At 66.5% G+C, this 12,832-nt stretch carries 15 protein-coding genes; 7 read left to right on the top strand and 8 right to left on the bottom strand.

The genetic code is table 11. From position 1 onward, the window contains the following. Positions 1–370: 370 nt before the first annotated feature. Complete coding sequence (locus QPK29_RS16090; protein WP_371768067.1) at positions 371–1,132, bottom strand: uracil-DNA glycosylase family protein; 762 nt, start codon at positions 1,130–1,132, stop codon at positions 371–373. 153 nt (positions 1,133–1,285) lie between these two features. On the opposite strand from QPK29_RS16090, the gene QPK29_RS16085 reads away from it, so the two are divergent. Continuing rightward, positions 1,286–1,744, top strand: coding sequence for a CBS domain-containing protein (locus QPK29_RS16085; protein ID WP_056132425.1), 459 nt, complete (start codon positions 1,286–1,288; stop codon positions 1,742–1,744). A gap of 31 nt (positions 1,745–1,775) precedes the next feature. On the opposite strand, the gene maiA is transcribed toward QPK29_RS16085, so the two are convergent. Together maiA and QPK29_RS16075 are read right to left on the bottom strand one after the other, a co-directional pair. Next, positions 1,776–2,420 (bottom strand): maleylacetoacetate isomerase, encoded by a 645-nt coding sequence (gene maiA, locus QPK29_RS16080; RefSeq protein ID WP_160410012.1) that lies wholly within the window; start codon positions 2,418–2,420, stop codon positions 1,776–1,778. Further along, positions 2,417–3,442 carry a fumarylacetoacetate hydrolase family protein gene (locus QPK29_RS16075; protein WP_371768066.1) on the bottom strand — a complete coding sequence of 342 codons (1,026 nt, stop codon included), beginning with the start codon at positions 3,440–3,442 and terminating at the stop codon, positions 2,417–2,419. Before QPK29_RS16075 ends, maiA begins: the two co-directional genes overlap by 4 nt. Before the next feature lie 95 nt (positions 3,443–3,537). Between QPK29_RS16075 and QPK29_RS16070 the strand changes: the two genes are divergently transcribed. The 3 genes from QPK29_RS16070 (at position 3,538) to QPK29_RS16060 (ending at position 5,777) form a co-directional block, all read left to right on the top strand. Beyond that, on the top strand, positions 3,538–4,530 hold the full coding sequence (locus tag QPK29_RS16070) for a LysR family transcriptional regulator (RefSeq protein WP_371768065.1): 993 nt from the start codon (positions 3,538–3,540) through the stop codon (positions 4,528–4,530). A 56-nt stretch (positions 4,531–4,586) separates the two neighbouring features. After that, on the top strand, positions 4,587–5,159 hold the full coding sequence (locus tag QPK29_RS16065; RefSeq protein ID WP_056132412.1) for a gamma-glutamylcyclotransferase: 573 nt from the start codon (positions 4,587–4,589) through the stop codon (positions 5,157–5,159). Between the two features lie 81 nt (positions 5,160–5,240). Then, entirely contained in the window at positions 5,241–5,777 is a 537-nt protein-coding gene (locus tag QPK29_RS16060) for an ankyrin repeat domain-containing protein (RefSeq protein ID WP_371768064.1), read from the top strand. Between the two features lie 8 nt (positions 5,778–5,785). Here the strand turns inward: QPK29_RS16060 and QPK29_RS16055 are convergent, their stop codons facing one another. Beyond that, entirely contained in the window at positions 5,786–6,355 is a 570-nt protein-coding gene (locus QPK29_RS16055) for an RNA 2'-phosphotransferase (RefSeq protein WP_200949053.1), read from the bottom strand. A gap of 128 nt (positions 6,356–6,483) precedes the next feature. Between QPK29_RS16055 and QPK29_RS16050 the strand changes: the two genes are divergently transcribed. Then, positions 6,484–7,653 (top strand): acyltransferase family protein, encoded by a 1,170-nt coding sequence (locus tag QPK29_RS16050; RefSeq protein ID WP_371768063.1) that lies wholly within the window; start codon positions 6,484–6,486, stop codon positions 7,651–7,653. Between the two features lie 3 nt (positions 7,654–7,656). Here QPK29_RS16050 and QPK29_RS16045 read toward each other — a convergent pair whose 3' ends face one another. Continuing rightward, positions 7,657–8,334 (bottom strand): PadR family transcriptional regulator, encoded by a 678-nt coding sequence (locus QPK29_RS16045; RefSeq protein WP_371768062.1) that lies wholly within the window; start codon positions 8,332–8,334, stop codon positions 7,657–7,659. A 116-nt stretch (positions 8,335–8,450) separates the two neighbouring features. On the opposite strand from QPK29_RS16045, the gene QPK29_RS16040 reads away from it, so the two are divergent. Further along, on the top strand, positions 8,451–9,785 hold the full coding sequence (locus QPK29_RS16040; protein ID WP_371768061.1) for a deoxyguanosinetriphosphate triphosphohydrolase: 1,335 nt from the start codon (positions 8,451–8,453) through the stop codon (positions 9,783–9,785). Here QPK29_RS16040 and QPK29_RS16035 read toward each other — a convergent pair. Beyond that, entirely contained in the window at positions 9,782–10,327 is a 546-nt protein-coding gene (locus QPK29_RS16035; protein ID WP_400189779.1) for an AAA family ATPase, read from the bottom strand. The genes QPK29_RS16040 and QPK29_RS16035 overlap by 4 nt on opposite strands. A gap of 85 nt (positions 10,328–10,412) precedes the next feature. Here QPK29_RS16035 and QPK29_RS16030 point away from each other — a divergent pair, with 85 nt between their 5' ends. Further along, a complete protein-coding gene (locus QPK29_RS16030; protein WP_371768059.1) occupies positions 10,413–10,967 on the top strand; it encodes a GNAT family N-acetyltransferase in 555 nt (184 codons plus the stop codon). Here QPK29_RS16030 and QPK29_RS16025 read toward each other — a convergent pair. After that, positions 10,964–12,115, bottom strand: a complete 1,152-nt coding sequence (locus QPK29_RS16025; RefSeq protein ID WP_056132578.1) for a PA0069 family radical SAM protein — start codon at positions 12,113–12,115, stop codon at positions 10,964–10,966. The two genes, QPK29_RS16030 and QPK29_RS16025, sit on opposite strands and share 4 nt — an antisense overlap. Before the next feature lie 99 nt (positions 12,116–12,214). Continuing rightward, positions 12,215–12,820 carry a tRNA-uridine aminocarboxypropyltransferase gene (locus tag QPK29_RS16020; protein ID WP_371768058.1) on the bottom strand — a complete coding sequence of 202 codons (606 nt, stop codon included), beginning with the start codon at positions 12,818–12,820 and terminating at the stop codon, positions 12,215–12,217. Between the last annotated feature and the right edge of the window lie 12 nt (positions 12,821–12,832).

Raw genomic sequence — 12,832 nt, 5'->3', positions numbered from 1 at the left:
GACAGTGTTAAAATCTTGCTTCTCTTCAACCGCCCAGGCTCTCGTCTGCTTTCATCCGTTCCTCGGGACGTTGAGAAAAACCTGATTAGTTGATCGATTTAGTCAAGTATAGCGTATTTCGCCAGCCTTTGCTTGGCCCCCTCTTTTTTAGCCGCGGTGCAGCAAACGCCTCGACAATTCGGGGTCAGGACAATTCGGGGTCAGAGCCCTTTTTTTGGCAATGGCTTCCTGCCAAGTTTCGCGCCGGGCATTGGCGCTTCGGTCAGCGGACGACATGGCGGCTGCCTGGAGATCGTTGCCGCCCCCTCCTGCCCTCAGCCGGTCGAACAGCATTGGATCAATTGCGCAAAAATGTGCTCTGACCCCGAATTTAACGGCGGTGCAGCAAATGCATCGGCCCGAACAGTTTCTGCATCCCTTCGTGGCGGATGAACGACAGGTTGTACGGGTGCTCGGCGTGGATCTGCGGCAGGCCGGCCGTCTCCGGCACCTTGTTCGATTGCTCCGCGATCTTGCCCCACAGGACCAGCGTCGGCTTGTCGGCCCGTTCCGCCAGCGCGGCAAACACGGCGCGCTGGAACGGTACCCACGCACGCGCTTCCTGGACCGGGGGCACGTGCTTGCGGAACACGAGGGCAGCGTTCAGTAACAGGAACCCGTGGCCAAGCAGGTTGTCCTGCAGCTCGGCCAGGGTCTGGATCGAGCCATCCATTTGCGCCGCCTTCGCGACCGGGGCCAATGCCGCGCCGCCCGTGTCGTCCTCGCTCAGCCGGCCCTCGGCCACGAGCAGCATCTTCATGAAGTTGCGCAGCGACGTCGCGCGGTTGACGGGCTTCGACAGGCCTGTCTCCGACCACAATGGTCCGACGGCACCGTCCATGAAGCACACGCCGGTCGCGCTCTCCTCGCGCGGATACGGGCCCTCCCCCACGAGCACGTAGCGCACGTCGGGCAGCGGCAGTGCGAACGCCGCAAACAGGCGGCCGCCGGTCGGCAGGTATTGATCGCTGGCGAGGTCCGGCAGGTAGTCCGGCGTCGCGCGCATCATCGCGTCGAGACCGGTGATCAGATGGGGGCGCCACGAGGCGTCGGCGCGCTGCAAGGCTTCGAGGACGGGCGCGGGAATAGGCATGGTGTCGTTGCGAGTCAAAGAGCCGCAGATTGTAGCCGAGCCGGCTTCGCACAAGCCCCGTATTCACGGACTGTTCCGCGAGTCAACGTAGCGTCCGATCTTCGCGAAAGCATGCATCATGCATCGCCGTGTGAAGATCAGGAGGAAGTTCAAATGCAGACCATTCAGGATGTGATGACCCGCGACGTGCAAAGCATTTCGCCGCAGGACACCGTGCAGCGCGCCGCGCAGATGATGGATGAATTGAATGTGGGCTCGATCCCCGTGCTGGACGGCCAGAAGCTCGTCGGCATGATCACCGACCGCGACATCACGGTCCGCTCGACGGCGGCCGGCCAGGCGCCGGGCCAGACACGCGTGGGCGACGTGATGAGCACCGACGTGCGCACCTGCGCGCCGAACCAGACGGTGGACGAGGTGCTGGGCCAGATGGGCGACGTGCAGATCCGCCGCGTACCCGTCGTCGACGAGCAATCGCAGGAAGTGATCGGCATCGTTTCCCTTGGCGACATGGCGGCCAAGCATTCGGCCGGCATCGATCACACGCTGGAAGAGATCTCGACGCCGGCCGAGCCGGATCGCTCGACTTTCGGCTCGCAGACGCGGCACTGAGCAGCGCCGCGTCGTCAATCTGCCGGTCGCTTTACTCGGCGTCCGGCTGGTTGGACGGATGCGCCGCCACGAAGGCGGGCAGTTCGACGCACGCGGCATTGATGCGCGCGATGTTCGGATAGACAGTAATGTCGATGCCGTGGCGCTGCGCATTGAACACCTGGGGCACGAGGAAGCAGTCGGCGATCGTCGGCAGGTAGCCGTGGCACAGCGGGCCCGCGCTCGGGTCGCGCGCCAGGTGCTTCTCCAGCACCTCGAGGCCGCCCACGAGCCAGTGGCGGTACCACTGCGTCTTGATCTCTTCCGACAGGCCGAGGTCCTTGACGAGGTAGCGGAGCACGCGCAGATTGTTTACAGGATGGATGTCGCAGCCAATAATCTGCGCGAGCTCGCGCACGCGCGCGCGGCCGGAAGCATCCTTCGGCAGCAGCGGGACTTGCGGGTATTCATCCTCGAGGTATTCGAGGATGGCCATCGACTGCGTGAGCGTGATGTAGTCGTCCTGGAAGGTGGGGACGAGACCGCTGGGATTCATCTTGACGTAGTTCTCTTGCAGCTGCTCACCGCCGCCACGCAAAAGGTGCACCGGGACCGCGTCGTACTTCAGCCCCTTCAGGTTGAGCGCGATACGCACCCGGTATGCGGCCGAACTGCGGAAATAGGTATAGAGCTTCATTCCTTCCTCCCGTGATAGTGTGCTACCTCCTGGTCGATGGCGCCGAACACGCTGGCGCCGTCGGCATCGAGCATCTCGATACGGACAGTATCGCCGAAGCGCAGGAAAGGCGTGCCGGGCGCGCCGTGTTCGATCGTCTCGTACATACGCAGCTCCGCCAGGCAGCAATAGCCCACGCCGCCGTTGGCGATGCTCGATCCATGCAGGCTGCCCTGCTTGTTCGACACCGTGCCCGAGCCGATGATGGAACCGGCTGCCAGCTCACGCGTCTTCGCGGCGTGCGCGACCAGTTGCGCGAAGCTGAACGTCATGTCGTCGCCCGCGTTGGGACGGCCGAACGGCTCGTCGTTCAACGTCACCAGCAGCGGAAGGTGCAACTTGCTGTCGCGCCAGGCATCGCCGAGCTCGTCCGGTGTCACGGCCACCGGGGAGAACGCGCTGGCCGGCTTGGACTGGAAGAAGCCGAAGCCTTTTTCCAGCTCTTTCGGTATCAGGTTGCGCAGGGAGACGTCGTTGACCAGCATGACGAGGCGGATGGCCCGGGCCGCCTGCTCCACGGTGGCCCCCATCGGCACGTCGCCGGTAACGACCGCGACTTCCGCCTCAAGGTCGACGCCCCACTCCTCGGACAGCACGGCGATCGGATCGCACGGGCCGACGAAGGAATCCGAACCGCCCTGGTACATCAGCGGATCGGTATAGAACGACGGCGGCACCTGCACGCCGCGCGCCTTGCGCACGAGTTCCACATGGTTGATGTAGGCGGAGCCGTCGGCCCACTGGTAGGCACGCGGCAGCGGCGACGCGCATGCTTCCTCGATGAAGGATTCCGCCTCGGTGGCCTTGCCGGCATTCAGTTGCTCATAGACCTGGCGCAGCGTCGGCGCGACATGGTCCCAGTCGTCCAGCGCCTGCTGCAGGGTGCGGGCGATCCTGGGGACGGCCTGGCACGTGACCAGGTCCCGGCTGACGACGACGAGCGTACCGTCGCGGCCGCCCGACTTCAGGGTAGCGAGTTTCATGGCGTTTCCTTCAACGATTAAGTGTTTCCGCCATTAAAAATTAAAACGGACTATCATACAAACAATATTTTCCGTCCTATTTATCGGACTTTCTGATGAATCCTACCCTGCGCCAGATGCGCGCCCTTGTTGCCCTGGCAAAGACCGGTAACTTTACGCTTGCCGCACAGTACATGCACGTTACACAATCGGCCTTGTCCGGTTTGATCAAGGAGCTGGAACAGACGCTCGGCGTCCGCGTCGTCGACCGCAGCACGCGGCGTATCGCCTTGACCGAAACAGGGAACGAGCTGTCCCCCCTATTCAGCCAGATGATCGACGATCTCGACCGTGCGCTTGCGAACATTGCGGACCAGGCGCAACTCAGGAAGGGCATCGTGCGCGTGGCCGTGCCCCAGTTGATGGCCTGCACCCTGCTCCCGCAGGTGATCGCCGCGTGGCGCACGCGCTACCCGGACATCCGCATCAGCCTGTCCGATTCGCCGGTCGAGGCCGTCACGACGCGCGTGCTGTCCGGCGAGACGGACTTCGGCATCGGCCCCGAACGCGACAACGCCCCGCAACTGGAAGCACGCGAGCTGATGGAGATGCCGTTCGAAGCGGTGCTGCCGACCGATCATGCGCTGGCGAAGCGCCGCCGGCTCGGCTGGAGCGACCTGGCCGCGCATCCGCTGATCACCCTGCGCGGCCAGTTCACGGAGCGGCTGCTGGCGGACATGGGCCGTGGCCGCAGCAGCGGCAGCGGCAACGGCAACGGCGGCGCCGCCGAATCGACAGCCGGCAGCGCGGACACGCTGCACGAGCCGACGCTGCGGCCGGCCCACGAAGTCACGTACATGACCACCGCGCTGGCCATGGTGGCATCCGGCCTGGGCGTCACCGTCTGCATGCCTTACGCCGCGCCGCTCGTGCGCCTGCACGGCCTGCGCATGCTGCCGCTCGACGCGCCCGTGCTGACGCGCCGCTTCTTCGTCTACACACGCGAACAGCGGTCGCTGTCGCCGGCCGCGGCCGCCTTCATCGCGTTCCTGTTCGACTGGGTCGGCGCGGCCCACAATCCCGCGGGCGCATTGCGGCCACGCGCCTGACGCCGCCGAACGGCCGCGCTAGAATGCAGCTTCCTCCACGCAACCTCCTTTCATCGATGTCCCATAACACCATCGCGATCAACCAGCGCATGGGCAGGTTCGACAACCACGCCAGCGTCTGGCTGTTCGGCTACGGCTCCCTCATCTTCAAGGCCGACTTCCCCTACATCGAACGGCGCCCCGCGAGCATCACGGGATGGACGCGGCGCTTCTGGCAAGGCTCGCACGACCACCGCGGCACCGAGACGGCGCCGGGCCGGGTCGTGACCCTGGTGCCGGACCCGGACGCGACGTGCCACGGCATGGCCTACCTCGTCACGCCCGAGGAATTCGCGCACCTCGACTACCGCGAGAAGAACGGCTACCTGCGCCTGGCGACCGACATCCGCTTCGAGGATGGGAGCGCCACCGAAGGCCTCGTCTACATCGCCACGCACGAAAACGCCGCGTACCTCGGTCCGGCGAGTGAGCGCGACATTGCGCTACAAATCGCCACCGCGCGCGGCCCGAGCGGACCGAACAGCGAATACCTGCTGGAACTGGCCAAGGCCCTGCGCGCACTCGGCAAGCCCGACCCGCATGTGTTTGAGATCGAACGGCACCTGGAAGAGTTCCAGCGCCGGGTTTGATATCGCGCGAATCCGGCGCTGCCGTGCGCGCGGCGGCTTTATGTTCTAATCCTGTCGAGCTTTCACGCACAGGAGACCACGATGCAACCACCGCCTCATCCGCCATCGGCCAGCGAACTCGACGAAGACACGCTGGCCTTCGTGCGCAAGGTCTTCCACTTCGCGCGCACCGGCGAGGCCGCCGAACTCGCGACGCTGCTGGGCCAGGGCCTGCCGCCCAACCTGCGCAACGAACGCGGCGACAGCCTCCTGATGCTGGCCTGCTACCACGGCCATGCGGACGCGGCCCGGGTACTGCTGGAGCATGGCGCCGATCTGGAACTCATGAACGACGCCGGCCAGACTCCGCTGGCCGGCGCCGCCTTCAAGGGGGACCTGGCGATCGCGACCCTGCTGCTGGACCACGGCGCGGCGGTCGACCACGCGGGCCCGAACGGCAAGACGGCGCTGATGTTCGCCGCCATGTTCAACCGCGGGGACATCGTCCGCCTGCTGCTGGCGCGCGGCGCCGACCCGTTCCGCCCGGACGCGGACGGCAATGCGATCCTCGACGCGGCGCGCAGGATGGGTGCGGGCGACACGGCCGAACTGCTGGCTGCCGCGACCGACGAGCGCTGAGCCGCTTCTCAATCGCCGTTGCGACTGTTCCCATCCAGCACGCGCAGGTAGCGCGGCGCCACGGGACCAGTCAGCCAGACGCCGTTGTCCGAGCGGTAGAACACGGCGCCATCCGCGCGCATGCGGGCCGTGTCGACGCGCAGGATGACGGGAAAGCCGTAGCGTGCACCGACGCGGCGAGCGGTGCCGACGTCGCCCGACAGATGCACGTGCTGGCGGTTGCCGGCGCGCAGGCCCGACGCGAGGATCGACTTCAGGAAGCGGCTCGCCGTGCCGTGGTACAGCACGTCCGGCGGTTGCGCCGGCTGCAGGGCCAGGTCGACCTGGATCGAGTGTCCCTGGCTGGCGCGGATGCGGGTACGGGTGGCATCGAACGCGAAACGCTGCTTGTCGTTGTTCGCGACGACGCGGTCGAGCAGTTCGCGCGCGACCGGCTTGCCATGTTCCGCCAGACGCTGCAACAGCGCGTCGACATCGGCCCAGCCGTTGGTATCGAGCTGAAGGCCGATGCTGTCCGGGCGATGGCGCAGCACGTAGCTCAGTAGTTTGCTGGTGTCGACGATCGTATCGCGGGACATGATGTGAACAGGAGAAATGGAATCGGCGCCAGCATACGACAGGCGGGTCGCGACCGCCAACGCACTCGCCGAGACGCGGTGATGATTGCCGAGTCTTGACGCCTTACGCTCGGGTAGACTTGCGCGCCATGCATCCATCACCCGTTCCGACTTCGCCTTCGCCGTCGCCTTCGCCGTCGCCCCGCGCGCCCGGCCTCGATCTGCTGCGCGCCATCGCCATCGGCGTCGTCATGTTGTACCACCTGTCCAGCCACGGCATCGACGTCTCGGGCCCCGGGCGGCATGGCTGGATGGGTGTCGACCTGTTCTTCGTGCTCAGCGGCTACCTGATCGGGTGGCCCGTGCTGCGCGACCTGGCGGTCGGCCGCACGCCGGACTGGGCGGGCTTCGTCGCGGGCCGGGCGTGGCGCATCCTGCCGGCCTACCTCGCGGTGCTGGCGCTGTATCTCGCGCTGCCGGCATGGCGCGAGGCCGGGACGATGCCGCCCGCCTGGCAATTCCTCACCTTCACCATGAACGTCTTGCCCGACCACCTCACGCAGCGGGCGTATTCACACGCCTGGTCGCTGTGCGTCGAGGAGCATTTCTACCTGCTGTTCCCGCTGGCTGCATGGCTGCTGGCGCGTCGCGGACGGATGCCGGGCGTGCTCGCGACAAGCGCCGGTGCCGCCCTGCTGTTCGGTGCCGGCATGCTGTTGCGCGACTGGGAATGGCGGCATGCGATCGCGCCGCATCTCGCGCCGGGCGGAGACGCAGCGCGCGCGGTCGCGGGCTACGTCGGCAGGATCTACAGCCCGACATGGACGCGGGTCGACGGGTTGCTGGCCGGTGTCCTGCTGGCTGCCTTGCGCGCGTTCCGTCCAGCCTGGTGGACGCGCGTGCTGTCGCACGGATGGGTGCTACTCGGCGCGGGCCTGGCGCTGCTTGTCGCGGCCACGCGGGTCGATGTGCTTGGCCGTGGCGGTGCCGTTTTTCTCTATCCGCTCGTGGCCCTCGGCTGCGCCTGCCTACTGCTCGGTGCACTGAGTCCGTGTACGCCGCTCGGATGCCGGGCGCTGCCGGGCATCCGAGTGCTCGCCCGACTCGCGTTCAGCCTGTACCTGACGCATCGCCAGGTGGTTGCGTGGCTCGACGGCGTGGCGGGCGATGTGGCGGCCAACGCACCGTTCGCCGCGTTCGTCCTGTACAACGGAGCCTCGCTGGCCGTGGCGGCGCTGCTGTACGTGGCGGTCGAGCGTCCGGGACTGCGAATGCGTCGAGGCATGGCCCGCCGGCTGCCCGACGCACTCGCGGGCTGAGCTTCAGCCGGCTGCGCCGCCCTGCTCGATCTCGGCGGCGGCGCGCGCCAGGACGGCGGCGATGCGCTGCTGCTCCTCGGCGGACGCGCCCGCCCGCGAGGCCAGTGCCCGTTTGAGTGCGTGGCGTGCGTCGTGCAACTCGGCGCTGAACGCACCGCGTCCGCCCGGCCCCTCTTCTCCTTCGGCGAGCGCGCTGCGCATCAATTCCATCTTGCGCGCGGCCTCCTGCAGCCGGGCGAGCAGCATGTCGACGTGTTCGCGGTTCGCGTCCAGATGGGCGCGGCCGTCGTCGGACAACGCATAACGCTTGCGCGTGCCTTCGAGCTCGATGGTCACCCAGCCCAGGTCTTCCATCGCGGCGAGTGCCGGATACATCATGCCGGGGCTCGGTACGTAGAAGCCGCCCGAGCGGGCTTCCAAGGCCCGGATGAGCTCGTAGCCATGGCTCGGCTGTTCGGCGATGAGGGCCAGCAGCAGCAATTGCAGGTCGTCCGACGACAGCTTGCGTCCGCGCGGCAGCCCGCCGTCGTCGGAAAAGCCAAAGCCGCCCGGACCGCGGCCCCGGCCATGGTGGCCGCCGGGACCGCCGGGACCATGCCGGTGGTGCGGCGCGAACCCTGCGTGTCCGTGGTCGTGATGAAGGTGATGGTGATGATGATGATGTGGATGGTGGTGTGGCATGATCGCCCCTTATATCGTAAGATACATCGTAAGATATACAACCAAGTTGATACTGTCAACCATTTATTGACGCGAGCGCGCTACACTGGGCCGCCTGATAATTTATGGAGAGATTGATGTCGATGGAATGGGACTGCCTGGTGTCGACGATGCGCCTGGGCCGCGAGGATGACCGGGGCGACGGCGGCAGCCGTACCGAATACATGCGCGACTGGGACCGGCTCGTGTATTCGAGCGCGTTCCGGCGCCTGCAGGACAAGACGCAGGTGTTCCCGCTGTCGGACAGCGATTACGTACGCACGCGCCTCACGCACAGCATCGAAGTGTCGTCGGTGGGCCGCTCGCTGGGCATGCTGTGCGGCGAATTCATCAAGGAGCGCGAACCCGCGTTGTCGATGGCGCCGCAGGACTTCGGCAGCATCGTGGCCGCCGCCTGCCTCGCCCACGACATCGGCAACCCGCCGTTCGGCCACTCGGGTGAAGCTGCGATCCAGTCATGGTTCGCCGAGCACGAGGAACGCTGGCTGGCCGACCTCACCGAGCGCGAACGCCAGGATTTCCTGCGCTTCGAAGGGAATGCCCAGGGCTTCCGCCTCGTCACGCGCCTGCAGAATGCCGTCGACCATGGCGGATTCCAGCTCACCTATGCCGTGCTCGCGGCGTTCATGAAATACCCGCGCGCGTCCGACCTGCCGTCGGCCAGGGACAGGATCAGCGAAAAGAAATTCGGCTACTTCGCGGACGACGCGGCAACGGCCGCACGGGTCGCCACCCAGGTCGGACTCGTGCGCAAGGCCCCGGGCGCCTGGACGCGCCATCCGCTCGCCTTCGTGATGGAAGCGGCGGATGACATCTGCTACGGCATCGTCGACCTGGAAGACGGTCACCGTCTGGGCCGCGTGTCCTTCGACGAGGCGCGGCAACTGCTGTGGCCCCTCGCCTTCCCGGGCGGCGCGGCCGAGAGCCCGTCCTACCGCCAGCTCGCGGACGACACGGGCCGCGTGGAATACCTGCGTGCCCGCGCCATCGGCCATCTCATCGGCGCCGCGCTGGATGTGTTCCGCGAGCATTACGACACGATCATGGACGGCCGCTTCGAGCAAGACCTCGCCGGCGCATCGCGCTTCGCGCCCGAGCTGAAGGCGATCGCGACGCTGTCGCGCGAGCGCATCTATGCGACGCCTTCCGTGCTGCAGATCGAAGCGGCCGGCTTCGAGATCCTCGGCGGGCTGCTGGGCAAGATCGTGCCGGCGCTCGTCAAGCCGGAAGCGGAGCGGTCGGCGGCCGACCGCAAGATCGCGCAAATCATCCCGCAGCAATTCAGCCGCGGTACGACGCCGTACGCGCGCCTGCTCGGCGCGACCGACTATATTTCCGGCATGACGGACGGCTTCGCGCTGAAGCTGTTCCGGCGCCTGCACGGTATCGAATTGCCGGGCACGATCGTCTAAACGACGCCGTCGAGCACCCGGCGCACCTGGCTTGCCCGCTCTTCCACGCTGCCGTGCACGACGGTGTACGGGATGCGGCGGGCGTCGAGATCCTTCAGCACGAGTCGCTGGATGCGCCCGCGCCACGCCTCGTTCTCGCGCACGTCCTGTTCCTCGTACGGGATGTCGTCCGCGCAGACGAACGTGTGGGCATAGCGCGCGCGGCATTCGCCGGCGCAGCGCAGCAGCTCGGCCGGCGGCGGGTCGCCGACCTGGCGGAACTCCATGCCCAGCAGCAGTGTCGTCAGCGCATTCGTGTCGACGAACAGCCAGCGCCGCGCCTGCGCCATCGCCGCGTCCTCGGCGGCGCGGTGCCTGACGGCGATCTCGACGTAGTCGTCCGGCCCCAGCTTGCCCTGTTTTTCTTCCCAGATGAAGCGGCCGATCTCGGGCACCGCGACCGTGTCGTAGGCATGTGCCAGATGCTCGGACAACGTCGACTTCCCCGTCGATTCCGCGCCCACGAAGACGACGCGCTGCACCGTATTGTCCTGCTCCACCATATCCCGCCTGCCCATCCGCCGATATAAAGAACGCAATCGTAGCCGAGAGCCTGCATCGCTACAACTGACCGGTTATCATGCTGACATGACACAGCCCATCCACGCCGACGGTTTTCTCCTGCGTCCCCTCGTCCCGGACGACGCGCCGGCGATGGCGGCCGCGGTCCACGAATCGATGGCGAGCCTCGGCCCGTGGATGCCCTGGGCCCATGCCGCCTACGACGATGCCGATGCGCTGGCCTGGATCGCGTTCTGCGCTGCCGCGCGTGCCGATGGCAGCGCGCACGAGTTCGGCATTTTCGGGCCGGACGGCCGGCACTACGTCGGCGCGGCAGGCCTCAACCAGTTCAATCGCCTGCACGGCTTCTGTAACCTCGGCTACTGGGTGCGTACCTCGTCCCAGGGGCAAGGTGCGGCTCTGGCGGCCATCCGGGCGCTGTCGCGTCATGCGTTCGAGCACCTGGGCCAGGCGCGGGTCGAAATCGTCGTCGCGGACGGCAACCAGGCTAGCCTCGGCGTTGCCCGCAAGGCCGGGGCGGTGCATGAATGCCTCGCGTGCAACCGCCTCAACCTGCACGGGCGCCCCGTCGCGGCGCACGTGCTGTCGCTGACGCCGTCGGACACGACGGCGAACGTTTAAAACAGATCCATCTGCGCCGCCGCCGCGCTGGTCGGCTTGACGATCGTCTTCGGCACCACGAGCGGCCGCTTGAACTGCGAGCCGTCCAGCTTGTGGAACCGTCCCATATAGCCATCCAGGCCCAGGCGCTTGATGGCCTTCGTGAAACGCTGGCGAATCAGGTCGGCCCAGATGCCCTCGCCCGTCATGCGTTTGCTGAAGTCGCTGTCGTAGTCCTTGCCGCCGCGCATGTCGCGGATGCGGTTCATCACGCGCTGGGCGCGGTCCGGGAAGTGGGCGTGCAGCCATTGCTGGAACAGCGGATTCACTTCCCACGGCATGCGCAGCACCGTGTAGTGCGCGCCGACGGCGCCAGCGTCCTTCGCGGCTTCCAGGATGCGCTCGATTTCCGGTTCCGTGATGAACGGGATGATCGGCGCGACGCTCACGCTGACGGGGATCCCGGCTTCCGTCAGCGTGCGGATCGCGCGCAGGCGGCGGGCCGGCGCGGCCGCGCGCGGTTCGAGCGTGCGCGAGATTTCGCCGTCCAGGGTCGTCAGGGTAATCGCGGCGCAGGCAAGGCCCTTCTCGGCCATCGGCGCGATCAGGTCGATGTCGCGTTCGATCAGCGACGACTTCGTGATCAGGCCGTACGGGTGGTTGCATTCGCCCAGCACTTCCAGCACCTCGCGCGTGAGGCGGCGTTCGCGTTCGCACGGTTGATAGGCGTCCGTGTTCACGCCGATGGCGATGTTTTCCGGGACGTAGCCCGGCCGCGCCAGCTCGCGCCGCAGCAGGTCGGCCGCGTTCACCTTGGCGTACAAACGGCTTTCGAAATCGAGACCCGGCGACAGGCCCAGGTAGGCGTGTGTGGGCCGTGCGAAGCAGTAGATGCAGCCGTGCTCGCAGCCGCGGTACGGGTTCAGCGACACGCTGAACGGGATATCCGGCGACGTGTTGCGGCTGAGGATCGATTTGGCGATCTCGTCCGTGACGGTCGTCTTGAGGGGCGCCGGTGCCTCGTCCTTTACGCCAGGCACGGTCCAGCCGTCGTCGAACCGCTCGCGGCCGTTCACTTCGTACCGGCCTTGCATATTGGTGACGGCGCCACGACCTTTGATCGGACCGTGGATAGGCACGACCTCGGCGGACTTTTGCGGGAACGGCAACACCACCTGGCTGACCGCCCGACTTGCGTTTGCTTTGTTGACCCGATTCACACGGCGCTCCTTAAGTACTGTATGTTTATACAGTATAGTACGCCGATGTCAGGATGGGTTCAAGCACAAAAAAAGAGCAGCTTGTTGTTGCACAAAACCGTCAAACGCCTGCAGTAGAGGCCGGTATGCGTCGGCGTCGCTTTCCATTTGGCCAAGTGCCAGCGCTGCGGCTTCCAGCGTCGACAACTGGTGTGGCGCATGCGCCTTGCGAATCCGATAAGCCGACGCCGGCACGTCGTGCAGCGCCAGGCGTGGCAGACGCTGCAGTTCGGGATTTACGTGGAGCATCTTGAGGCTCTTGCGCCAGGTGGCGTCCAGCACGACGAGCCGCAGCCGCTCCGGCGGCGCCGGTTCAAGCACGGGCGCCGCGAAGCCGGGCGTTTCGGGATACAGCAGCACGGGTACGCGCCCATCCGCGTACAACAGCGCCTGCAGATCAGGGAACGTCTCGCCCACTTCGAGGCGGCTCCCGGGCAAGCACAGATGCAGCAGCCGCGCACTGTTCTTGGCGTTGCGCACCTCGAGCGGATGTTGCAGGATCAACAGGTCGACGCGGCTGGACAGCGGCCGCACCCAGTGGCAGATGCAGGCGCTCTGCGCGCGCAGGCAGGCGGCGCACGTTGCGCGCCTTGTGGAAGAGGATGAAGCGGTCATGGGCGGCGATTG

Origin of the sequence: Massilia orientalis (assembly GCF_030411975.2) — a bacterium.
In the GTDB taxonomy this organism is placed as follows: Bacteria; Pseudomonadota; Gammaproteobacteria; order Burkholderiales; family Burkholderiaceae_D; genus Telluria; species Telluria orientalis.
Note: the sequence above shows the minus strand (reverse complement) of the source record. Positions and strands in the feature narration are given on the sequence as shown.